Genomic DNA, 21,984 nt, shown 5'->3' with positions numbered 1-21,984 from the left:
GGCCTTTCGTCGTAGTCGCCCCGTCAGTCACTGAGCGATAAAAAAGATGACTGAATCATCCATTGGTTCTACGGGCAAAATCGCGCAATTTAAAGCCCAGTAAGGCGAGTGCTGCAAAGTAGGCAATAACCCCCGCAATAACAACAGCAGAAAGCCGTAGCAGGCGATAAGCCATGCCGCCGACATCCCAGGCAGGCATCACCCACAATAATCCCAGCAACACCACGGACATCACCACCACACCAATCACTAACTTAGTCAGGAACACCGCCCAACCCGGTTGCGGGTGGAAAATTTGCTGCTTGCGTAATTGCCAATATAACAAGCTGGCGTTCAGACAAGCTCCCAAACCAATCGACAGTGATAAACCAGCATGCTTAAGCGGCCCGATGAAAATCAGGTTCATAACTTGGGTTATTATCAGTGTAATAATAGCAATTTTGACTGGGGTTTTAATGTTCTGACGTGAGTAAAAACCGGGAGCCAGCACTTTCACCACAATGAGGCCCATTAATCCAACGGAATAAGCCACCAGCGCACGTTGTGTCATCAGTGCATCGAAAGCGCTGAATTTCCCGTATTGGAATAATGAAACCACCAGTGGCTTGGCTAGAATTCCCAAGGCCACTGCGCTGGGCAATGCCAGTAAGAAACAGAGGCGCAGGCCCCAATCCATCAGTTTAGAGTATTCATCATGGTTACCACTGGAGAAACATTTTGCTAGCGAAGGCAATAAAATAGTGCCCAAGGCCACGCCCAGCACCCCAGAGGGGAATTCCATTAAGCGGTCAGCATAATACATCCATGACACTGAACCTGAGACCAGGAATGATGCAAAAATAGTATTGATAATCAAGGAGATTTGACTCACTGACACCCCAAGGATCGCAGGCCCCATTTGGCGCATCACCCGCCAAACACCGGCATCACGCAATGACAACCGAGGTAACACTAGCATCCCTATTTTTTTCAAATGAGGGAGCTGATAGCCCAACTGCAATACCCCACCGACCACCACCGCCCAAGCCAGCGCCATAATCGGCGGGTTAAAATAAGGTGCGGCGAAGAGTGCAAAGCCTATCATGCTGATATTCAGAAAGGTCGGAGCAAAAGCCGGAATAGAAAAACGGTTCCAGGTATTAAGAATTGCCCCTACCAGTGAAGCTAATGAAATCAGTAAGATATAAGGGAAAGTCACCCGAAGTAATGCTGAAGTTAATGCGAATTTGTCTGGTGTGTCGGTGAACCCAGGCGCAGTAATAAAAATGACCCAAGGTGCAGCCAGCATCCCTAATACCGTGACCACCGCCAAAATCAGCGTTAATAAGCCGGAGACATACGCCACGAATGTCCGTGTTGCTTCCTCACCTTGCTGACTCTTATATTCAGCCAAAATCGGCACGAAAGCCTGTGAGAATGCCCCTTCAGCGAAGATGCGCCGTAATAAATTTGGCAATTTAAAGGCCACAAAAAAGGCGTCCGTTGCCATTCCTGCGCCAAAAACCCGCGCGACAATCGCATCACGAGCAAAACCCAATACACGGGAAAACATGGTCATAGAACTGACGGCTGCCAGTGATTTCAATAGATTCATAGGTTTTTCTGATCTGTTTTCCGATCTGTTTTTTAAAATATGCCATAAATATCAATTCCTGCTGTCAGCAGGCGCGGCCTCTACCCAATGTATACTCGTCATACTCCAAGTTGCATATGTGTTGGCTGCGGTCATTACTCGGCCCGCCCCACGGTCTCGCTTCTGCGAGGCCGCTGCAACTCGAATTATTTAGAGTATCGGTTCATCACAATTGAGATGAACTTGGGAGTGTACCAGCACTGGCAGGTTATTCCGCTACTTGCTGTTGTAACAGAATTTCTATCATTCGTTGCGCGAGGATGGCCTCTTCGCCTGAGACTTGTGGCGCTGTTTGGTTACTAACCGCGCTAATAAAGTGATGAACAGCACCGCTAAACCCTCTTTGTTCCAACGTCGTTTGCCAACCTGGTGTGGGTAAGTTAATCACTTGCCCCTCGGACTCCTGCTGCCACTGGCGCATGTCAGTAATCTGATAGCAGGTGCCCGGACTAACGGCTTGCACACTTTCGCGCTGAGTTCCTGCATGGCGGTGCATACTGGTGGTCATTAGACACTGACCGGCTTGAAAATGGTGTTCAGCATACAACATCTGCCCGAGTGTATTTGTTTGCACCCTGCCAGTGATGAGTTTTGCTGCATCGCCGCCAAGCCACAGCACGGTATCTACGACATGCAGATAATCATCAAGCAAAGTAAAACGGGCATCTTTTGGCCCAATACTGTTCTGCCGGTGCTTCTCCATACGCAGGGACGCCGGGTGAATCATTTGCTGCTTAAGTTGCTGATACAATGGTGCGAAACGGCGATTAAAGCCCACCATTAACGCTAATTTTTGCTTTGCCGCCAGAGCTATCAATTGCTCAGATTGCTCCAACGTTTCGGCCAAGGGCTTATCAACATAAACATGAATACCGGCCTGTAATAGCTCACTCACCACCTGGAAATGGCTGGCGGTACTACTGTGAACAAATATGGCATCACATTCGGCGGCTAATGTATCCAACCGAGAGAAATAACGCATGCGGTAGCTGTCGCATACCGGCTGCGCTTTGACTTGATTGGGGGAAAATGCCCCCACCAATTGCCAGTCTTGCGCTTGAGTCAAAATGGGCAAATAGGCTTTTTGCGCAATACCACCAAGACCCACAATGCCAACACGCAGTTTTTTATCAACACTAAGCTGTTTCATAGCATCCTTATTCAATTAATCGTCCAGCTGTATCAACACTTCGTCTAAGCGGCGAGTCAGTGCAATAACCTGCTGCTCAAGCTGAGCGACTCGGGCTTCAAGGGCACTGTTCCCCTCTGGCACACTTTCTTCTGCCGAAGTGGTTGGCGCAATATCGCCACTGAATAGATGCATAAAGCGGCTCTCTCGTTTCCCCGGTTCTCGCGCTAATCGCACCACAAATGGCCCGTCTTCGCGTAAGGACAACTGAGTCAGAACCTGTTCGGTTTCAGCAACATCTGCAAACTCATACAGGCGGCTGGTGCGAGTGCGCAATTCCCCTGGGGTCTGTGCGCCGCGCAATAATAATGTGGTAACGACAGCAAACTCGGCAGGAGAAAACTTAAGATTGCCAAATTCAGAATTGCAAAAACGGTGCTCATACTTCATCACCCGATTGCCACTTTGGGTGCGGATAAGGTGTTTTTTTAACAAGAAATCGAGCGTTTGTTGCACTTCTGACTCAGATAACTCCATCACCGGTTCACGGTTGGTTTTCTGATTACAGGCAATTGTCACGCCATTGAGTGACATCGGATATTGCTCCGGCGTTGTCACTTGTTTCTCCAGCAAACAGCCAATGACTCTGGCTTCTTGTGCATTTAAACTGTGTTTCATCCTGACCTCAACGAGTTGGCGTCCATTCTTGGTTAGTCAAAGCCGTCAGCACATGATCGCGCCATTGACCGTCAATCAGTAAGTAATCTTTGGCGTAGCCTTCGCGTTCAAATCCAAGGCGTTCAAGCAAATTGCCACTGCGATGATTATGCGGCATATAGTTAGCCATGATGCGGTGCATTCGTTCTTGCCGCTGCATATAACGAATCAAGGGTTGCAGAGCTTCAAACATCAGACCCTGGCCCTGCCAGCGTTCACCTAATGAATAACCGAGAAAACAGGCATGAAAAGAACCCCGCAGCACATTGCTAAAATTCGCCACCCCACGGACTTCTTTTTCTTCTGGATCTAACAAAATAAAATAGTAAGCGCTGCCCTGTTTTTGCAGCTCCATAATCATTCCTAGCCTCGCCTGCCACCCTGATGGCATGCAGTGACTTTGATCGCGCACCGGCTCCCATGGTTTGAGAAACGCCTGATTTTCGGCGTAATACTCCGCCATGCGATAAGCATCACGCTCATTAACCAGCCGTAATGACATACGGTCTGTTGTAAGGCGTATTTTAGGTGTTGCTGAATGATAGCCGAACATCTGCTCCCCTTGGGCTATGCGCTGTACTTAATTTAGCAGCAATTCTTTTATTCAATATACCTGTTGTCTGGATGCCAGGTAAAACTGCAACTGCACTCTTTATTCCCATAAATACAGCAAAATTACGCAACTAAAGAGCCAAAGAAGCATTTTATTATGAAATTGTCTATGGGGTAACGTATTGACGATAAAAAATATTATCAATCTAGCCCCTATCGTTTCTGACAATTTGGGTACAAACTATATCCCCGTCATACTTCAAGCTGCATGCGCATTGGCCGCTTTCCTGCAACTCGAATTATTTAGGGTATGAACGTATTTTCTATTTCCTCTTTTTTGATTTCTGACGGTGAAGCATGGCCTTGGTATCGCAAGCTCGTAGCTTGGGTAAGTACTTTTTATTGCTTGATAACTTATTAGTTGTATTGGGCTTTTTCGTCGTTTTCCCACTTATTTCTATCCGATTTGTCGATCAATTGGGTTGGGCTGCGGTGCTGGTTGGCCTGGCTTTGGGATTAAGGCAGTTGGTTCAGCAAGGGCTAGGGATCTTCGGCGGTGCTATCGCTGACCGTTTTGGTGCTAAGCCCATGATAGTCACCGGCATGCTGATGCGCGCTGCGGGCTTCGCGTTTATGGCGATGGCAGATGAACCCTGGATATTATTGTTGGCCTGCGCACTCTCTGGCTTGGGGGGAACCCTATTTGATCCTCCGCGTACCGCTTTGGTTATCAAGTTAACCCGCCCTCATGAACGTGGTCGTTTCTACTCCCTGTTGATGATGCAAGACAGCGCTGGCGCGGTTATCGGCGCACTGATAGGCAGCTGGTTACTGCAATATGATTTCCATTTTGTCTGCTGGACAGGTGCGTTTATCTTTATATTGGCCGCCGGCTGGAACCTGTGGCTGCTACCGGCTTATCGAATATCGACGGTGCGCGCGCCAATGAAAGAAGGCTTAATGCGGGTGCTGCGTGACCGCCGTTTTGTCACCTATGTACTAACATTGACCGGTTATTACATGCTGTCGGTGCAGGTCATGCTAATGCTGCCGATCGTGGTCAATGAAATTGCCGGTTCACCTGCCGCCGTCAAATGGATGTATGCCATTGAAGCGGCGATCTCACTGACATTGCTGTACCCGATTGCACGTTGGAGTGAGAAACGTTTTCGCCTTGAACAGCGTTTAATGTTCGGCTTGCTGATAATGACGTTAAGTTTGTTCCCTGTTGGCCTGATTACCCATCTGCAAACTTTGTTTATGTTTATTTGCTTCTTCTATATAGGCTCCATTATTGCCGAGCCGGCACGGGAAACGCTGGGGGCTTCATTGGCCGACTCACGAGCACGTGGCAGCTATATGGGCTTTAGCCGCCTTGGGCTGGCGCTGGGTGGTGCATTAGGCTATACCGGAGGAGGTTGGATGTATGATACTGGCCGAACATTGGAAATGCCGGAATTACCCTGGTTCTTGCTCGGCGTCATTGGTTTAATGACACTTATTGGGCTGTATTGGCAATTCAATCAGCGCCGTATTGAATCAGCCATGTTGAGTGGTAGCTAGCCAGTCACTCGTCGGAGCGGCCTTCTCCGGCGAGCCTTCCTATTACCCCACCCGATATTGGATTCAGGGTTATCTGATTGGCAATAAGTAAACTCTGCCGCACTATTCCCTAATCCAAACCGCCGTTGAACAAATGCGGTAAATAATACAAAACAGCAAATTAACCGGTTACTATTAGGCAAATTCATTTTGTTTAATGTTGTTGCACATATTGTTACGAGGCTTTAATGAATAAATTGATGTGGGGCGCGGCGGCGCTGGTGGTGACTGCGACTCTGGTCGGTTGCAACCAACTGACTCAGTACACGCTGAGCGAACAAGAAGTTAATGATTATCTGCAAAAACATAATAACTATGAAAAACAGATTGGTATTCCAGGGCTGGTTGATGCACATATCACCTTGACACAATTGCAAAGTCAGATTGGTCGTGCTGAACCCGGCAAAGTCACATTAACAGGCAATGCCAAAGTGGATATTTCGTCTATTCTTGGCCCACAAACTGCTGATATGACATTAACCTTAAAGGCTCAGCCAACATTTGATCGCGAAAAAGGCGCTATCTTTCTAAAAGATATGGAATTGACTGACTACAGGGTTAAACCAGAGAAAATGGACTCAGTGATGAAAGCACTGACGCCATATTTGAATCAGTCACTGAAATCTTATTTTGATCAGCAACCCGCGTATGTCCTGGATGGCGAAAAGAGTAAAGCAGAAGCCATGGCGAAAAAACTGGCAAAAGGTTTAGAAGTGAAGCCGGGCCAATTAGTCATCCCACTGACAGACTAGCCGACACGGCGTATTTAATTCAGATTGATTAACGGAGGAGATTACTCCTCCATATTACTGCTTTCTGACAACTCATCCCACATAGCTTGCAATGCCTCGCGGCTCAGCTGTGCCAAAGTGCGATAAAAACCACTGGTGGCATGAGCTTCTACTTTACCAAGGAAACGTCCACACCAAGGTAATAAATAGTCGTTAAACAGTTCAATTTGCGCCGCCATTTCATCTTCAGCAGCTTGATCTTCAAGCCAGGAAGCCGCAAGTAATAAACCGCCAAAGTGGTCAGTTGGCCCCTCGCCTAGCGGCATACCGCGTTGCTGAAGAAAGGCTCTAACCTCTGTTTCTGGACGAGCATCTTCATAATCGGAACCGTAAGGTGATACGCTGCGTTCGTCACCCACAAACAGGGCATGATAGTCAGCAGCCAGAACTTCGGGCTGATAATCCTGTTGCAAACGCGCCAGTAACTCACTTTGTTCTAGCGGCCAATGCTGCTCCAATTTCCCTTGGTTTATCAGGGTGAAAAGAGGCTCCAACAGTGGGTCTTGAGGTGGCCGATAAAAAAGCGAACCCAAGATGCGGCACATCAGAGAAAAATCATTCATTTATAACATCCTGTTTATTCTGTGTTTTTAACTTGTTTTTTAAAATTAAAGTTGTGACAACGTCACAAAAAATTATAGCTCGGCTAACTCAGGTATTGGCGGGCGACCACGCTGTTCGAGGTAATTCAGTAAGCGCCGTGGGCTGACATTCAAAATACGCTCTTGCGGGAAATTCACTTCAGCAATAATGCGCTCACAATGCTCAAAAATCCCCAATGAATAAGCAATATGGGAATCCGAACCCAAGGCTAGCCATCCGCCAGCATCCCGCACGGCTTCAGCTATTGCCCGGCAATTCGCTTCGCTCCCTTTACGTGAGTGTGAAAATGATGAGTTATTCAGTTCCAACGCAACATTGTAGTGTGCTGCAGCTTCGGCAATGGCTTTAATATCAATTGGATACTTAGGATTCCCCGGATGGCTAATGATATGCACATTTCCCTGCGCCATGGTGGCTATCATCGCTTGGGTATTGGCCGCTTTATCTTGCGGCGGGAACACCGGCTCATGGAAACCGGCGATCAGCAAATCGATGGCATCAAGCATCGGGCCGGTACAGTCGATGTCACCTGCCAAATTTTTAATATTTGCTTCGATACCGCGCAAAATTCCTACGCCATCAACCAGCCTCGGCCATACCTGCATGTTCATAAAATGCCAATAATGGGGGGCATCAGCCATATCGGGGCCATGGTCTGTAATGGCGAACAGTTTGATATTTTTTAGCTTAGCTTCGGCGATATAATCGTGCAGGGTACTGTAAGCATGGGTGCTGGCAATGGTATGCATATGTAAATCAACAGGATACATGACTACTCCACAAAGTCTTTTAAGGCGGGATAGCTTTTTTGCAGGCAAAGCATAGTGCGCTAATGATAGCAGGAATTCTTCTCATCAGCAGCGCTAAAACCTCGCCGGCAATTGTTAACCCCATCAAGCTGTGGAAATGCTTAAATCAATAACCCCGTCCTACATCAACTAATCCAACCGGTTCCCTTCCCGCTTCGATGGCTTGGATATTGGCAACCACCTGGTCCATTGCCACTTCAGGTAAAGTGATAGCAGCAATATGTGGGGTAATAGTAATCCGAGGATGGCTCCAGAAAGGATGCATCGAAGACAAAGGCTCTTCAGCAAACACATCTAACGTAGCTGCGGCTATTTGACCAGCACTCATTGCCGCTAATAAATCCCGCTCTAACAAATGCGCTCCCCGAGCAATATTGATGATATAAGCATTGGCATTCAATTGTGAAAAGAGTGACTGATTAAGGATACCGGCAGTCTCTGGGGTATTAGGCAACAGGTTAATCAGCAATTGTGTTCCTTGGATGAATGCAGGCAATTTTTCTTTACCCGCAAAGCTGGTGACGCCCTCAATGCACTTTAGTGTGCGGCTCCAACAACGAACGGTAAAACCAAACTCAATCAGTTTTTGGGCAACACGTTTTCCTAACACACCAGCGCCAAGGATACCTATCGTGAATTTATCGTGCTGATGTGGCTCCAGGGGTTGCCACAGCTTCTGTTGTTGTTGCAGTTGATATTCGTCCATGCGGCGAAAATAGCGTAATACTGTAGCAACAACATATTCCTGCATCTGTAACGACATTCCAGCATCTTCCAGCCGAATCAGTGGTACTCCTGCAGGTAATGTCCCTGGATAACGCCGCTCTTGATCCAAAATCGCGTCTACCCCTGCCCCCAACGCAAACACCCCTTTCAGTTCAACACAGCTGGCAAGCATTTCCTGAGGCGGCTGCCAAACCAGCGCATAATCCGCAGGTTGCGTGTCACCACGCCGCCATTGCCGAATATTCGCGGTAGGTAAGCGCGACTGTAGCCCTGACAACCACTGTTTTGCATCAAAGAATGGATGATAAAAAATAATATTCATTACTTGCCAGCTCCTTACGAAAGTACTGAATAGACTTCCGCGATTAACCCGCAGATGCAAGTGCTACTCGCACGAAATGCCGATGAAATCAGCAAACTGCGGTAACTTTCGCGAAACAGTAACAAAGCATGCATAAGAAGGTTGACGCTGGGCACACTTTTGCCTACATTACGCCGGTCGACCACGTGAATGCGGTTGATGAGAGTAGAGAAGTAACACGGTGAGGTGTCTGAGTGGCTGAAGGAGCACGCCTGGAAAGTGTGTATACGCGTAAGCGTATCGAGGGTTCGAACCCCTCCCTCACCGCCATATTAAAGTGAAAAGCCCATGAGATTCATGGGCTTTTTTCATTTGACGCGACAGAGAATGGCCAATGTCACTCGCCCTGATTCGTTATCTGCTGAAAGCCGTAATAACAGCGCTATCCTCCCTGCCAAATCCCTTCGTTTTCAAACAACAGATAAAAATAGCCGCGACTCCGCTATTTATCGACCTTGGGACTCTGTTTAAGAAAGTATTCGGTGACAGTCAGTGCCTACAAAAAAATATGATGGGTGTGAAGTTTCATCAGGAATATCTACAAAAATTAGCCTGTTGCCATAAAACTCTCCCCATCATTGGAGTCTCTTATTTAAAGGAACAGCAAAATAACAAAAACCTTTCTTTAAGAATACACACGCCTGATGGAAATTATGACGACCTGCCATTTATGGCTCACTCAATATTGAGTGTGTTCAACATTTAAACTGAGGATTTTCCTAAAATATTATGATGGCGTTTTCTGAAACTTTGGTTTAGATCATGTTCCACCTTCTCTTAGGCATGAAATTAAATATTCCATTAATAGTTAATGATTTACAGTTATTCGAATTTTCCGCGGCGTTCCAGATTAACTTCAAACGTAGCGTCAGATATCCATTAAGATGAAATAACAAGTATCCCTATTAAATCATAAGAGCCAATTGTTATTAATTGGTTATGCTGCCCTTGAAAATCACATGTTACAACGTAAAGAGCATTCCAACTCTGAAATATAAACCACAGGGGCATGACAATATGAAAATTTCTTTTATTTTATTATTACTCCTATTTTATCTGCAAAATGCATTGGCTTCTCCCTTGATAGTCGCTCATCGTGCTGGCACTGCCGACTTCCCGGAAAATACCCGACATGCTATCGATTTGTCACTATCAAATGAGGCCAATATCATCTGGATCACGGTTCAACTCAGCAAGGACGGTATTCCAGTCCTCTATCGTCCCAAAGATTTAAGCGAGTTAACTGACGGTAATGGTCTTGTTTCCGAGCACACGTTAGAAGAGTTGCGATTATTAGATGCAGCCTATTATTTTAATCAGGATGGTCAATATGTTTATCGTGGGCGAGGAGTCAAGATTCCTTCATTACATCAGGTACTTTTAAGCTATCCTGACGTGAGATTTATTATTGATATAAAATCCCCCGACGCTGACCCGAAAATAATAGCAAATGCAATAATAGAACTACGCAAAAATATCATATCACCTGAAAGGCTCACTTTCTATTCTACTGAAAGAAAATATCTCGATGCACTCCCTAAATATTTTAATAAATTCGAATCACGTCATAAAACCCGTAAGATTCTGGCTAATGCCGTTATGGCAGATAAATGTGTGATAACCAAAAAAAATAAGGGGTCATTCATTAGTAATCCAAAAAAATATTATGCTTTTGAATTAAGACGTGATGTAAAAGTAGTCGAGAGCTTTACCCTAGGCAAAGGGACGACCCGCACCCAATTAGTTTGGAACCAACGCGCAATGGAGTGCTTCAAGGAAAAGGAAAACGAAGAAGCAAAAGTCTTGCTTATTGGCATAAATTCAGTCGAGGATTATGAATTGGCTAAAAAACTCGGAGCAGATTATGTGATGGTCGACTCCCCTGTTGCGGCAAAATATTGGCACTAAATAAACATAATTTGTTTGTGATTCATCCTATGTGCGTGCGGAATAACCAGATGACAAGCAACAGATAAAAACTGCTTGACCATCTACCTGCTGCTCACTATAGTACCGCCCCGTTGCAGTGCATAGCGCGGTAACAATACGGTGAGGTGTCTGAGTGGCTGAAGGAGCACGCCTGGAAAGTGTGTATACGCGTAAGTGTATCGAGGGTTCGAACCCCTCTCTCACCGCCATATTTGAGCGAAAGGCTCTGACGAAAGTCAGGGCCTTTTTCTTTGGTGCGTACTCCGGATTTTGTTGATTAAAAAGGCCGTCAACACCGGTCTTTCGCTATACGATCGCCCAATGGAGAAAATGGCATTAATTGGCTATAAACCTCCTGATTCCGTCCTTGCCACTTGGCCTGATACAAAGCTTCATCGGCCATTTTTAATGCTTTTAACATCGACATTCCAGGTAAGTGCAGAGATGCCCCTATTGAAGTTGTCGCTTTGATTTTTCGTCCATCGACTAATTTTATCTCTAAGCTTTCAACGCACCGCCGAACGCTCTATAAAGTCCTCATCTCTAGTTGCCGACCTCAGTTAACAGGATATCTCCCCCCAAGGTGGTCAGTGCCTCTGAACTTAAAGCTTATTGCTCAGTTTCTCACATCTGATGCTAAAAAAAGACGCTACCGCTGATAATGGTGACTTTTTATTAAATCGTACGCAAAATTGCCTTGTCTGGTATGAATCGCTTAATTTAAACCACTTTATAAAACGGCTAGTTATCTACATTTCTGTCAGAGATTGATATACATCTAGATTTCATGCTGCTATTTGGCGTATCGTTGTTGTCTGCTACTCGAGACGGACCCTTATTGGCCCGCCATTTATTTTGTCTTTTCTTTATTTGGTTTGCACCTTAGATGAAAACGCACGGAATTAACGGCATTAGGCTGTTCAGCGCGATTATTGACGCTTGCTGGCGAGAAACCTATACCTTTCAACGTCTTACAAAAGATATAATTGCCGGTGTTACTGTCGGTATTATTGCCATTCCACTGGCTATGGCACTGGCAATTGCCAGTGGTGTTCCCCCACAGTACGGTTTATATACTTCAGCTATCGCCGGGATTGTTATTGCAGTCAGCGGTGGCTCCCGTTATAGCGTATCCGGCCCTACTGCGGCCTTTGTGGTTATTCTTTATCCTGTATCACAACAATTTGGTCTAGCCGGTTTATTACTGGCAACATTACTCTCCGGTGTATTTTTACTGTGCATGGGGCTGGGGAGGCTAGGCCGTTTAATTGAATATATTCCGCTGTCAGTCACTCTCGGTTTTACCTCGGGAATCGGTATCACCATTGCCACGATGCAAGTGAAAGATTTCTTTGGTTTACATCTAGCGGAAGTGCCCGAGACTTATGTAGGTAAAGTGACCGCCTTGGCGCAAGCCATGCCAACCATCAACTTCAGTGATACCTTAATTGCTACCGTTACTCTGATGGTATTGATCCTCTGGCCACGTTTAAAACTAAAGTTACCGGGTCACTTACCGGCCCTCATCGCGGGTACAGCCGTTATGGGGGTCTTATCACTTTTTGACCATCAGGTCGCCACTATTGGCTCACGTTTTGGTTATTTACTGGCTGATGGGACTCAAGGCCAGGGTATTCCCCCTATTCTGCCGCAATTTGTCTTACCCTGGCATTTACCGGCGGCGAACGGGGAAGAGTTTGTTTTGAACTGGGCGATATTTTCGGCGCTACTACCGGCCGCCTTTTCGATGGCCATGCTAGGGGCGATTGAGTCGCTACTATGCGCGGTAGTTCTTGACGGTATGACCGGAAAAAAACATCACTCAAACAGTGAGTTAATCGGTCAGGGGCTGGGTAATATGGTAGCGCCATTCTTTGGTGGCATCACCGCAACAGCCGCCATTGCGCGGTCGGCGGCTAACGTCCGCGCTGGGGCTACCTCGCCGGTATCGGCTATTATCCATGCTCTATTAGTGTTATTGGCTTTATTGATTCTGGCGCCGATGTTGTCTTATCTGCCACTGGCAGCAATGGCTTCCTTGCTATTAATCGTGGCCTGGAACATGAGTGAGGCTCATAAAGTAGTCAACCTACTACGCCGTGGGCCTAAAGACGATATTATCGTGATGCTGCTGTGTATGAGCCTGACGGTGTTATTCGATATGGTGATAGCAATCACGGTGGGTATCGTGTTGGCCTCACTGCTGTTTATGCGCCGCATTGCGCGCATGACGCAGCTGAGTGAAATACCTACAGCTGTTGATGAGAAGACGCTAGTATTGCGGGTAAATGGGCCGCTGTTTTTCGCTGCCGCTGAACGGATATTTAGTGAGTTATTGAGCCGCTGTGAAAATTACCACACTATCATTTTGCAATGGGATGCCGTCCCAGTTCTCGATGCGGGGGGACTGAATGCGTTTCTGCGCTTCACAGAGGCCTTAGACGAGCATCAGCAGCTCATTATCACGGATATCCCTTTCCAACCATTAAAGACGCTGGCAAGAGCACGGGTGCAAGCTATTGAAGGTAAGTTGAGTTTCTATAGCTCACTACCGGAAGCATTGGCGGCATTACAGCCGAAATAATTTTCTTCATGATCAACATCTTTTTCTTTTTCGCGATCAAAAAAGGCAGCATAGATAGCTGCCTTTTTATTTATTCACCGCTACAAACGTCAAGGATGCAGGAGAGTGGATTACTTGCTGGTATCCAGTTCTGGGAAGCTTTTCACCAAATCGTCGATAGCTTTCATCTGCACCAAGAACGGCTCCAACTTATCTAATGGCAATGCTGACGGGCCATCACATTTAGCACTGTTTGGCTCAGGGTGTGCTTCAATAAATAACCCAGCCAAACCTACTGCCATACCCGCACGGGCCAGTTCAGCCACTTGCGCGCGGCGGCCGCCGGATGCTGAACCAAATGGGTCGCGGCATTGCAATGCATGGGTTACGTCGAAAATAACCGGATGACCGCCAGTGGCATTGACCATCACATTGATGCCCAACATATCAACAACCAAATTGTCATAACCGAAGTTGCTACCGCGATCGCAAAGAATAACCTGGTCATTACCGGCTTCTTTGAATTTCTCGACAATATTGCCCATCTGACCGGGGCTAACGAATTGAGGTTTCTTGACATTGATAACCGCGCCAGTACGCGCCATGGCTTCGACTAAATCAGTTTGGCGAGCCAAAAATGCAGGTAACTGGATAACATCAACGACTTCAGCAACGGGCTGGCACTGGCTTATTTCGTGAACATCGGTAATCACTTTCACGCCAAATGTCTGTTTCAATTCCTGGAAAATTTTCATCCCTTCTTCCAGACCAGGGCCACGGTAAGAATGAATTGAAGAACGGTTGGCTTTGTCGAACGAGGCTTTAAAGACGTAAGGAATTCCCAGCTTTTGGGTGACGGTCACGTAATGCTCGCAGATGCGCATCGCCAAATCACGAGACTCAAGTACGTTCATGCCGCCAAATAGCACGAAAGGCAGGTCGTTCGCTACCTTGATATCGCCAATGCTAACCACTTTCTGTTCCATACAAATACCTTTCTAAAGGATAAATCGAGATTAATTATAGTGAGTTATTACTCAACAAGGTGATTGCCATAAATATACCCAAAATAATTCGAGTTGCAGGAAGGCGGCCAACACACATGCAGCTTGAAGTATGACGGGTATCAGTGCAACGTCACTCGCTGTTGCTCAATGGAGTGGATCTGCATTTTTATCATTTCAGCAATGGGGTCTTCCGGGCACTGTTCGACAAAATAGCTTAAATCAGAGATAGCAATATGATTGCAATCCAATTGGGCATAAATCAGGCCACGATCGCGAATTTCATACGGGTCATCGGGATCAAAAGCCAACACCGCTTCACTGGCACGCAAGGCCAGCTCCATCTGCTTCTCTTCCATTAATGCTGCTTTCAGCGTATCGAGCATTTTGCGTACAATTAGGGTATTTTCCGCCTCTTCCAAATCCTCATCTTCCAACTCGGCACTCAACCCCAGATTGCCTTTGATCCACACTTCCAGCATATGCTCGTTCAGTGTTTCACCATTCAGCGGGTTAATCAGCCACATTTCTTCATCTAGCCAATCCGCACGCAGAATCAATTGAGTTGGGAAAATAACTGGCATCAATGGCAGCTCCAATTGATGCGCAATGTGCAGGAAAATAACGCCCAGCGACACCGGGGTCCCCTGGCGTTTGTCCAACACGTTATCGAGCCAGATGGCATCTGACAGACGGTAAACCCCGCCTGCCCCACCAAATTTCCATTTACGATAGAACAGATCGATAAGCACTTCTAATTGCTGATCCTGATTGAGACCGGCGGGCATCGCGGCCTTGGCATCATCAACGAGCTGTTGCAGTTGCTTACGCACATCAGCCAGTGGAAAATTCTGTCGAATCTCCTGGGTAACCAGTAACACCCCATCACACAGGGACGCGTTGTTAAATTCGAAATCAGCAATGCTACTCATAGATATCCCATCAGCAGTGGTAACTTAGTTGTTGCCAGTTTTATAATCAAATACAGGCAACCCAATGCGAGTATAAAGGCAAGCCAGCGGCGATTCTGGCTGCGGGTTCGCTTACCTAATGCGACATAGCCAAGCAGGATATAGATAATAACGCCAAATAGCTTTTCAGTCAGCCATGTTCCTTGCGGACTGAAAGGGTAAAATCCAGTGATAAATATCAATACAATACCGCTGACAAACAGTAGCGTATCATTGATATGCGGCGTTATTTTTACCCAGCGTTTCTCCATCATAGCTGAACCGCGACATTTCCAGAAGAAACGTAACACAAACAGCATAATACTGATAACCACTGTCAGTAAATGCAAATACTTCATGGCGATGTAATCAACCCACATGTCTTTCAGTCCTTAATTTATGCTGAACGGGAATTTTCTTGATTAAGTGCCCCACTGGCCCAGCGTCACACGATCATTATTACCATAATCTTTATGTGTCATTACAGCACTAAATCCCACTTCTTTAAGGTGTTTCTGTACTGTATTGGCTTGCTGCCAGCCGTGTTCCAGCATTAACCAGCCTCCCGCTTCTAAATACGCCGGTGACTGGCGGATAATCTCCACCAAATCAGCCATACCTTTTGCTGAGGCCACCAGCGCACTGTGTGGTTCATAGCGCACATCGCCCTCATTAAGATGAGGGTCATTGGCATCAATATAAGGAGGATTGCTAACAATAAGAGTAAATCGCCCACTCACTGACTCAAACCAACAACTTTGCAAGAAATGCACATTATTTATCGCGAGTTTCTCGGCATTATGGCGCGCCAGAGCAACGGCTTCCGCTTTAATATCAACGCCCACCACCGCGCAATCCGGGCGTTCACTGGCTAATGCCAAAGCAATAGCGCCAGTGCCCGTCCCTAAATCCAGAATGTGGCAAGGCGTGGTGGGTAAATGCGCCAAAGCTTGCTCGACCAAGCATTCGGTGTCAGGGCGAGGAATTAATGTAGCGGAGGAAACACTCAATGGCAGGGACCAAAACTCGCGCTCCCCGACCAAATAGGCAATCGGCTCCCCCTGTTCACGGCGCGCCGCCAAGGATTCCAATACCGCCAACTGCTCAGCGGTAATGGGGGTTTCACCAAAAGCCAGTAAATAAGTTCGCGCCCGCCCAGTGACAAAACTCAGCAGAATCTCGGCATCGCGCTTCGGGCTGTCACTTTGGCTAAAACGGGCTGCCGTTAATGACAGCCAGTGCTGATAATCCATTAGTCTTGCTCGGACAACGCGGAGAGCTGATCAGCTTGATACTCTTGCACAATCGGCTGGATCAGCATATCCAGTTTACCTTCCATGACTTCATCCAGACGATAAAGTGTCAAGTTGATGCGATGGTCAGTCACGCGCCCTTGCGGGAAGTTATAAGTGCGATTACGGTCAGAACGATCGCCGGACCCTAACAAGTTACGGCGCTCAGAGGCCTCAGCCAGTTGGCGTTTTTGCATTTCTGCGGCACGGATACGTGCACCCAACACCGACATCGCCTTAGCTTTGTTCTTATGCTGTGAGCGCTCGTCCTGGCATTCCACCACAATTCCGGTTGGAATATGGGTGATCCTAATGGCCGAGTCGGTGGTGTTAACGTGCTGACCACCCGCTCCTGAAGAGCGGAAAGTATCAATACGCAAGTCACCGGCGTTAATTTCTGGCATTTCGGCTTCTGGAATCGCTGGCATCACCGCCACAGTACAAGCGGAGGTATGGATACGACCCTGTGATTCGGTTTCTGGCACGCGCTGAACACGGTGACCGCCCGATTCAAACTTTAATTGGCCGAAGACACCGTCACCGGACACCTTGGCAATCACTTCTTTATAACCGCCATGTTCACCTTCACTGGCGCTCATGATTTCCACTTTCCAGCGGCGAGACTCAGCATAGCGGCTATACATACGGAACATGTCACCGGCAAAAATAGCCGCTTCATCGCCCCCGGTTCCAGCACGGATTTCCAGGAAGCAATCGCGTTCATCATCAGGGTCTTTGGGCAATAACAGAACTTGCAATTGCTGTTCCAGCTCTTCACTACGAGCTTTAGCTTCTTTCAGTTCGTCCTGTGCCATTTCGCGCATTTCGGGATCTTCGAGCATCATTTCTGCCGCTTCGATATCATCTTGCACACTGCGCCATTCTTTAAAACAGCGAGTGACATCCGTCAATTGCGCATATTCACGTGATAACGCGCGGAAACGGTCTTGGTCGGCAATAACATTGGCATCGCCAAGGTGCGCTAACACTTCTTCGTGGCGCTCTTGTAACGCTTCCAATTTAGCAACAATAGAAGACTTCATCCGTGGTTTTAAACCCTGTAATTAGAGGAAACTAGTGCTGATCCAGCCCAAGGCTGTCGCGTAATAATTGCAACCGCTCCATATCGCCATCGCTGGCAGCTTGCTGGAGGGATTTGGTGGGGGCATGAATCAGGCGGTTAGTTAGCTTGTGGGCCAGTTCATTGACCACCTGTTCAACATTAGCACCCTGTTCAATGGCGGCTAATGCTCTTGCCGTCATCTCACTGCGAACCTGTTCAGCTTGTGAGCGGTAATCACGAATGGTTTCAACCGCTCCCTGAGCGCGTAACCAGGTCATAAAATTCATGCTTTCTTGCTGCACTATTGATTCGGCCTGAACTGCAGCAGCCTGACGTTGCGCCATATTGTGTTGAATAATCGCCTGTAAATCATCAACACTGTATAAATAGGCATTCGACAGTTTACCCACTTCCGGCTCAATATCACGCGGCACCGCGATATCAACAAACAACATCGGCTGATTGCGGCGACTTTTCAGTGCGCGCTCCACCATCCCTTTACCAATAATTGGCAATGGGCTGGCGGTGGAACTGATAATAATATCAGCATCGGCCAGACGGGCATCAATTTCTGGCAAAGTGATCACCTCAGCCCCAACCTCGGTCGCCAGCGCTTGAGCACGCTCACGGGTACGGTTGGCGATAATCATATGCTTGACTTGGTGCTCTCGCAGATGGCGGGCGACCAGCTCAATGGTTTCACCGGCACCGACCAGCAACACATTCAATTCAGAGAGTGACTCAAAGATTTGCCGCGCCAATGTACAAGCCGCAAACGCCACCGAAACGGCACTGGCACCAATTTCAGTTTCTGTGCGTACCCGTTTTGCCACAGAGAAAGACTTTTGGAATAACCGCTCCAATTCACCGGAGAGCGATTGCTCGCGCTGAGATTCCGCAAAGGCTTTTTTTACCTGCCCCAGAATTTGTGGCTCGCCCAATACCAAGGAGTCCAGCCCACTGGCGACGCGCATCAGATGGCTCACTGCGTCATTGCCATGATGCCAATACAGACTCTTTTTCACTTCATCCGGGCTGAGTTTATGATAGTTACACAACCAAGTGATCAGTTGTTCATGCAGGTTTTCTTGCTGTTCTACGCTGAGATATAGCTCAGTTCGGTTGCACGTAGACAACACGACACCGCCCTGCACCAACGGCTGTTGGAGCAAGCTAGCGAGTGCCTGATCGATCGATTCCGGTGAAAATGTCACTCGTTCACGTAACGATACAGGTGCGGTTTTGTGGTTAATGCCTAATGCAAGCAGAGTCATGAGAACGGCTTCGAGTAATACTGATGTTAGTATGGATTCTCGTCTGAACCGCATTCTACTTGATGCGCGAGATCAATAAAAGTCACAGTGCAATATCCTAACTATTATCATAAATTATGCTTAAAAATTGGTTATCCGTTGTACAACAATATTGCTTATACCCAATACAAAAGAGAACAAAATATTGACGCTCCGCCTTCAGGCCGCTAGCGTGAACAAAAATGATGCCCTTTATTCGGACGTATCACCCGGATTTGCTTTATCATTAAGTTGCTTGATCAAACGTACCGCCAGTGAAAAAACCTGCGACCGATAGGATTTATACCCATATGCCTCAGCGCAAAATCAGTTTTTATCGCCTGCTTCCATTAGCTACTCTGCTGTTAGCAGCCTGTAGCACCACGCCGCCGTCTGGCCCGGCGACCAGCCCTACATCGCCACAATGGCGTCAGCATGAACAACAATTACAGCAATTGAGCCAATTTCAAACTCGGGGTGCTTTTGCTTATCTGTCAGAAAAACAAAAAGTTTATGCCCGTTTCTTCTGGCAACAAACCGCCCCAGAGCGCTATCGCCTGTTGCTGACCAACCCACTGGGTAGCACCGAGCTAGAATTGGTCGTACAACCGGGTGTGACCCAATTGACTGACAATCAGGGCAAGCGCTATGTCAGTAATGACCCACAAGAAATGATTCAAAAATTAACCGGAATGTCTATTCCGTTAGCAAGTTTACGCCAATGGATTCTAGGGCTACCTGGCGATACGACCGATTTCACCCTCGACGATAAATATCGCCTGAAACAGCTGACTTATCAACAAAATGGCGTAACCTGGGTGGTTAATTATCAAGAATACAATACTCAAGTCACACCAGCGTTACCTAGTCGTATGGAATTGAGTCAGGGCGAGCAGCGCATCAAACTGAAGATGGATAACTGGACGGCCCAATAGTATGACTCACACCAATCAACATATTTGGCCCTCGCCCGCAAAATTGAATTTATTTCTTTATATCACCGGGCGACGTGCTGATGGTTACCATCAATTACAGACTTTGTTCCAATTTCTCGATTATGGCGACGAACTGACGATTGTGCCGCGGGACGATGAACAAATTCGGTTATTGACTCCAATTCCCGGTGTGGAAAACGAGCAAAATCTGATAATCCGCGCGGCGCGGTTACTGCAAAAATACCCCAGTGCGGCGGCAGTATCTCGAGGGGCGGATATTAGCATCGATAAACGTTTGCCCATGGGCGGTGGGCTGGGTGGCGGTTCTTCCAATGCAGCGACAGTGTTAGTGGCACTCAATACTTTGTGGGAATGTGGCTTATCTGATGAAGAATTAGCCGCTCTCGGCCTTCAGTTAGGGGCCGATGTGCCCATTTTTGTGCACGGACATGCGGCCTTTGCCGAGGGAATTGGTGAAAAGTTGCACCCCGCCGAGCCTGTAGAGAAGTGGTATTTGGTGGTTCACCCCGGTGTAAGCATCCCAACGCCCATTATTTTTTCCGATCCTGAATTAAAAAGAAATACGCCAGTACGCCCACTGGCGGCGCTTTTAAGTGCTCCTTACGCAAATGATTGCGAACCGATCGCAAGAAAACGTTTTCGCGAGGTTGAACAGGTTCTTTCATGGCTGTTAGAATACGCTCCGTCACGCCTCACCGGAACCGGCGCTTGTGTCTTTGCAGAATTTGACACTGAGTCATCGGCCCGGCAGGTGTTAAGTATTGCCCCAGAGTGGTTGCACGGTTTTGTCGCCCGTGGCGTGAACGTTTCGCCATTGCATCGTGCACGCTCTGGGAAATTTGAAAACGGTGAGTACAGATAAGAATGCACAGCAAGGGTCTAGATCATGGCACCACTGACCTGAGTTTGTGAAAATACCTGTCCCACTGGTTTGAAAGCCGGTCCATAATGTTGTTTTTGACTTTAAATACCCGTATGTATATTGCAATCAGTATGAATAACCGCCCGTGATTACTGATCTGACAATATCTTCTCTGGACGCATGCCTGAGGTTCTTCTCGTGCCTGATATGAAGCTTTTTGCTGGTAACGCCACCCCGGAACTAGCACAACGTATTGCCAACCGTTTGTACACCAGTCTTGGTGACGCCGCTGTAGGTCGTTTTAGCGACGGCGAAGTGAGCGTGCAAATCAACGAAAATGTACGCGGTGGTGATATTTTCATCATCCAGTCCACCTGCGCACCCACGAACGATAACCTGATGGAACTGGTTGTCATGGTTGATGCCCTGCGTCGCGCCTCCGCAGGCCGTATTACTGCTGTTATTCCTTACTTCGGCTACGCCCGTCAGGATCGCCGTGTGCGCTCCGCTCGTGTACCTATCACTGCCAAAGTTGTTGCCGATTTTCTCTCAAGTGTTGGGGTTGACCGCGTATTGACAGTGGATCTTCATGCTGAACAGATCCAAGGCTTCTTTGATGTTCCGGTTGATAACGTATTTGGTAGCCCAATCCTGCTGGAAGATATGTTGCAGCAGAATCTGGAAAACCCAATTGTTGTTTCTCCCGACATTGGTGGCGTTGTTCGCGCCAGAGCCATCGCAAAATTGCTGAACGATACTGATATGGCGATTATCGACAAACGCCGTCCACGCGCTAACGTTTCTCAGGTGATGCATATCATCGGTGATGTTGCTGGCCGTGACTGCGTATTAGTTGACGATATGATCGATACCGGTGGCACTTTGTGTAAAGCGGCAGAAGCATTGAAAGAACGTGGTGCCAAGCGTGTATTCGCTTACGCAACTCACCCGATCTTCTCTGGTAATGCGGTTGAAAACATCAAACACTCCGTGATTGACGAAGTGATTGTTTGTGACACAATTCCGTTATCAGCTGAAATCAAAGCATTGAAAAATGTACGAACTCTGACACTATCTGGCATGTTGGCTGAAGCCATCCGCCGTATCAGTAATGAAGAGTCGATCTCTGCGATGTTTGAGCATTAATCAA

21 protein-coding genes, 2 tRNA genes and 1 pseudogene are annotated in these 21,984 nt (G+C 47.4%); 10 read left to right on the top strand and 14 right to left on the bottom strand.

Annotated elements, in window-relative coordinates; translation table 11 throughout:
- Positions 1 to 55: 55 nt before the first annotated feature.
- From murJ to rimJ, 4 genes are all read right to left on the bottom strand, one after another.
- Positions 56 to 1,594, bottom strand: coding sequence for a murein biosynthesis integral membrane protein MurJ (gene murJ / locus OP863_RS09065; RefSeq protein WP_038633403.1), 1,539 nt, complete (start codon positions 1,592 to 1,594; stop codon positions 56 to 58).
- Positions 1,595 to 1,841: 247 nt separating this feature from the next.
- Entirely contained in the window at positions 1,842 to 2,783 is a 942-nt protein-coding gene (locus OP863_RS09060) for a Gfo/Idh/MocA family protein (RefSeq protein ID WP_265526149.1), read from the bottom strand.
- Positions 2,784 to 2,798: 15 nt separating this feature from the next.
- On the bottom strand, positions 2,799 to 3,440 hold the full coding sequence (locus OP863_RS09055; protein WP_265526148.1) for a YceH family protein: 642 nt from the start codon (positions 3,438 to 3,440) through the stop codon (positions 2,799 to 2,801).
- 7 nt (positions 3,441 to 3,447) lie between these two features.
- Positions 3,448 to 4,032 (bottom strand): ribosomal protein S5-alanine N-acetyltransferase, encoded by a 585-nt coding sequence (gene rimJ, locus OP863_RS09050; RefSeq protein ID WP_032819891.1) that lies wholly within the window; start codon positions 4,030 to 4,032, stop codon positions 3,448 to 3,450.
- 356 nt (positions 4,033 to 4,388) lie between these two features.
- On the opposite strand from rimJ, the gene mdtH reads away from it, so the two are divergent.
- Positions 4,389 to 5,594, top strand: coding sequence for a multidrug efflux MFS transporter MdtH (mdtH, locus tag OP863_RS09045; protein ID WP_038633413.1), 1,206 nt, complete (start codon positions 4,389 to 4,391; stop codon positions 5,592 to 5,594).
- 227 nt (positions 5,595 to 5,821) lie between these two features.
- A complete protein-coding gene (locus OP863_RS09040) occupies positions 5,822 to 6,385 on the top strand; it encodes a lipoprotein (protein WP_038633416.1) in 564 nt (187 codons plus the stop codon).
- Between the two features lie 41 nt (positions 6,386 to 6,426).
- Here OP863_RS09040 and OP863_RS09035 read toward each other — a convergent pair whose 3' ends face one another.
- From OP863_RS09035 to ghrA, 3 genes are all read right to left on the bottom strand, one after another.
- Positions 6,427 to 6,987, bottom strand: coding sequence for a TorD/DmsD family molecular chaperone (locus OP863_RS09035; RefSeq protein WP_038633419.1), 561 nt, complete (start codon positions 6,985 to 6,987; stop codon positions 6,427 to 6,429).
- Between the two features lie 72 nt (positions 6,988 to 7,059).
- Positions 7,060 to 7,797, bottom strand: a complete 738-nt coding sequence (locus tag OP863_RS09030; RefSeq protein ID WP_145589064.1) for a phosphatase — start codon at positions 7,795 to 7,797, stop codon at positions 7,060 to 7,062.
- Positions 7,798 to 7,942: 145 nt separating this feature from the next.
- Positions 7,943 to 8,884 (bottom strand): glyoxylate/hydroxypyruvate reductase GhrA, encoded by a 942-nt coding sequence (ghrA, locus tag OP863_RS09025; RefSeq protein ID WP_265526147.1) that lies wholly within the window; start codon positions 8,882 to 8,884, stop codon positions 7,943 to 7,945.
- 219 nt (positions 8,885 to 9,103) lie between these two features.
- On the opposite strand from ghrA, the gene OP863_RS09020 reads away from it, so the two are divergent.
- The 4 genes from OP863_RS09020 to OP863_RS09005 all read left to right on the top strand — a co-directional run bounded on the left by OP863_RS09020 (position 9,104) and on the right by OP863_RS09005 (position 11,061).
- Positions 9,104 to 9,193, top strand: a tRNA-Ser gene (locus tag OP863_RS09020).
- A 64-nt stretch (positions 9,194 to 9,257) separates the two neighbouring features.
- Positions 9,258 to 9,629, top strand: coding sequence for a hypothetical protein (locus OP863_RS09015; RefSeq protein WP_038633428.1), 372 nt, complete (start codon positions 9,258 to 9,260; stop codon positions 9,627 to 9,629).
- Positions 9,630 to 9,940: 311 nt separating this feature from the next.
- Positions 9,941 to 10,831 carry a glycerophosphodiester phosphodiesterase family protein gene (locus tag OP863_RS09010; RefSeq protein ID WP_265526145.1) on the top strand — a complete coding sequence of 297 codons (891 nt, stop codon included), beginning with the start codon at positions 9,941 to 9,943 and terminating at the stop codon, positions 10,829 to 10,831.
- 140 nt (positions 10,832 to 10,971) lie between these two features.
- A tRNA-Ser gene (locus OP863_RS09005) sits at positions 10,972 to 11,061 on the top strand.
- Positions 11,062 to 11,141: 80 nt separating this feature from the next.
- On the opposite strand, the pseudogene OP863_RS09000 reads toward OP863_RS09005, so the two are convergent.
- Positions 11,142 to 11,375 (bottom strand): annotated as a pseudogene (locus OP863_RS09000) (GGDEF domain-containing protein); the annotation flags it as partial.
- 363 nt (positions 11,376 to 11,738) lie between these two features.
- Here OP863_RS09000 and dauA point away from each other — a divergent pair.
- Complete coding sequence (dauA, locus tag OP863_RS08995; RefSeq protein ID WP_050291760.1) at positions 11,739 to 13,436, top strand: C4-dicarboxylic acid transporter DauA; 1,698 nt, start codon at positions 11,739 to 11,741, stop codon at positions 13,434 to 13,436.
- A 110-nt stretch (positions 13,437 to 13,546) separates the two neighbouring features.
- On the opposite strand, the gene kdsA is transcribed toward dauA, so the two are convergent.
- From kdsA to hemA, 6 genes are all read right to left on the bottom strand, one after another.
- The gene (kdsA, locus tag OP863_RS08990; protein ID WP_049556238.1) at positions 13,547 to 14,401 is read right to left on the bottom strand and encodes a 3-deoxy-8-phosphooctulonate synthase; all 855 of its coding nucleotides are present in this window, start codon (positions 14,399 to 14,401) and stop codon (positions 13,547 to 13,549) included.
- 140 nt (positions 14,402 to 14,541) lie between these two features.
- Positions 14,542 to 15,351, bottom strand: a complete 810-nt coding sequence (gene sirB1 / locus OP863_RS08985; RefSeq protein WP_050291761.1) for an invasion regulator SirB1 — start codon at positions 15,349 to 15,351, stop codon at positions 14,542 to 14,544.
- Positions 15,348 to 15,749, bottom strand: a complete 402-nt coding sequence (locus tag OP863_RS08980) for a SirB2 family protein (protein ID WP_038633442.1) — start codon at positions 15,747 to 15,749, stop codon at positions 15,348 to 15,350. The genes sirB1 and OP863_RS08980 overlap by 4 nt, the downstream gene beginning before the upstream one ends.
- Positions 15,750 to 15,791: 42 nt before the next feature.
- Complete coding sequence (gene prmC / locus OP863_RS08975) at positions 15,792 to 16,622, bottom strand: peptide chain release factor N(5)-glutamine methyltransferase (protein ID WP_038633445.1); 831 nt, start codon at positions 16,620 to 16,622, stop codon at positions 15,792 to 15,794.
- Positions 16,622 to 17,704, bottom strand: a complete 1,083-nt coding sequence (gene prfA, locus OP863_RS08970) for a peptide chain release factor 1 (RefSeq protein WP_038633448.1) — start codon at positions 17,702 to 17,704, stop codon at positions 16,622 to 16,624. Before prfA ends, prmC begins: the two co-directional genes overlap by 1 nt.
- Before the next feature lie 31 nt (positions 17,705 to 17,735).
- Positions 17,736 to 18,998, bottom strand: a complete 1,263-nt coding sequence (gene hemA, locus OP863_RS08965; protein WP_038633451.1) for a glutamyl-tRNA reductase — start codon at positions 18,996 to 18,998, stop codon at positions 17,736 to 17,738.
- Between the two features lie 329 nt (positions 18,999 to 19,327).
- Here hemA and lolB point away from each other — a divergent pair, with 329 nt between their 5' ends.
- From lolB to prs, 3 genes are all read left to right on the top strand, one after another.
- A complete protein-coding gene (gene lolB, locus OP863_RS08960) occupies positions 19,328 to 19,951 on the top strand; it encodes a lipoprotein insertase outer membrane protein LolB (RefSeq protein ID WP_145510146.1) in 624 nt (207 codons plus the stop codon).
- 1 nt (position 19,952) lies between these two features.
- Positions 19,953 to 20,834 carry a 4-(cytidine 5'-diphospho)-2-C-methyl-D-erythritol kinase gene (ispE, locus tag OP863_RS08955; protein WP_145591340.1) on the top strand — a complete coding sequence of 294 codons (882 nt, stop codon included), beginning with the start codon at positions 19,953 to 19,955 and terminating at the stop codon, positions 20,832 to 20,834.
- 198 nt (positions 20,835 to 21,032) lie between these two features.
- Positions 21,033 to 21,980 (top strand): ribose-phosphate diphosphokinase, encoded by a 948-nt coding sequence (gene prs / locus OP863_RS08950; protein ID WP_004390739.1) that lies wholly within the window; start codon positions 21,033 to 21,035, stop codon positions 21,978 to 21,980.
- The last annotated feature ends 4 nt before the right edge of the window (positions 21,981 to 21,984 follow it).

It is taken from the genome of Yersinia sp. SCPM-O-B-9106 (C-191) (assembly GCF_026183365.1).
GTDB lineage: Bacteria > Pseudomonadota > Gammaproteobacteria > Enterobacterales > Enterobacteriaceae > Yersinia > Yersinia rochesterensis.
This window is presented reverse-complemented; position numbering and strand designations above follow the sequence as displayed.

Bases quoted from the DNA above. Each gene is read 5' to 3' on its own strand.
- murJ (WP_038633403.1), bottom strand. From the start codon at position 1,594: ATGAATCTATTGAAATCACTGGCAGCCGTCAGTTCTATGACCATGTTT.
- OP863_RS09060 (WP_265526149.1), bottom strand. From the start codon at position 2,783: ATGAAACAGCTTAGTGTTGATAAAAAACTGCGTGTTGGCATTGTGGGT.
- OP863_RS09055 (WP_265526148.1), bottom strand. From the start codon at position 3,440: ATGAAACACAGTTTAAATGCACAAGAAGCCAGAGTCATTGGCTGTTTG.
- rimJ (WP_032819891.1), bottom strand. From the start codon at position 4,032: ATGTTCGGCTATCATTCAGCAACACCTAAAATACGCCTTACAACAGAC.
- mdtH (WP_038633413.1), top strand. From the start codon at position 4,389: ATGGCCTTGGTATCGCAAGCTCGTAGCTTGGGTAAGTACTTTTTATTG.
- OP863_RS09040 (WP_038633416.1), top strand. From the start codon at position 5,822: ATGAATAAATTGATGTGGGGCGCGGCGGCGCTGGTGGTGACTGCGACT.
- OP863_RS09035 (WP_038633419.1), bottom strand. From the start codon at position 6,987: ATGAATGATTTTTCTCTGATGTGCCGCATCTTGGGTTCGCTTTTTTAT.
- OP863_RS09030 (WP_145589064.1), bottom strand. From the start codon at position 7,797: ATGTATCCTGTTGATTTACATATGCATACCATTGCCAGCACCCATGCT.
- ghrA (WP_265526147.1), bottom strand. From the start codon at position 8,884: ATGAATATTATTTTTTATCATCCATTCTTTGATGCAAAACAGTGGTTG.
- OP863_RS09015 (WP_038633428.1), top strand. From the start codon at position 9,258: ATGTCACTCGCCCTGATTCGTTATCTGCTGAAAGCCGTAATAACAGCG.
- OP863_RS09010 (WP_265526145.1), top strand. From the start codon at position 9,941: ATGAAAATTTCTTTTATTTTATTATTACTCCTATTTTATCTGCAAAAT.
- dauA (WP_050291760.1), top strand. From the start codon at position 11,739: ATGAAAACGCACGGAATTAACGGCATTAGGCTGTTCAGCGCGATTATT.
- kdsA (WP_049556238.1), bottom strand. From the start codon at position 14,401: ATGGAACAGAAAGTGGTTAGCATTGGCGATATCAAGGTAGCGAACGAC.
- sirB1 (WP_050291761.1), bottom strand. From the start codon at position 15,351: ATGAGTAGCATTGCTGATTTCGAATTTAACAACGCGTCCCTGTGTGAT.
- OP863_RS08980 (WP_038633442.1), bottom strand. From the start codon at position 15,749: ATGTGGGTTGATTACATCGCCATGAAGTATTTGCATTTACTGACAGTG.
- prmC (WP_038633445.1), bottom strand. From the start codon at position 16,622: ATGGATTATCAGCACTGGCTGTCATTAACGGCAGCCCGTTTTAGCCAA.
- prfA (WP_038633448.1), bottom strand. From the start codon at position 17,704: ATGAAGTCTTCTATTGTTGCTAAATTGGAAGCGTTACAAGAGCGCCAC.
- hemA (WP_038633451.1), bottom strand. From the start codon at position 18,998: ATGACTCTGCTTGCATTAGGCATTAACCACAAAACCGCACCTGTATCG.
- lolB (WP_145510146.1), top strand. From the start codon at position 19,328: ATGCCTCAGCGCAAAATCAGTTTTTATCGCCTGCTTCCATTAGCTACT.
- ispE (WP_145591340.1), top strand. From the start codon at position 19,953: ATGACTCACACCAATCAACATATTTGGCCCTCGCCCGCAAAATTGAAT.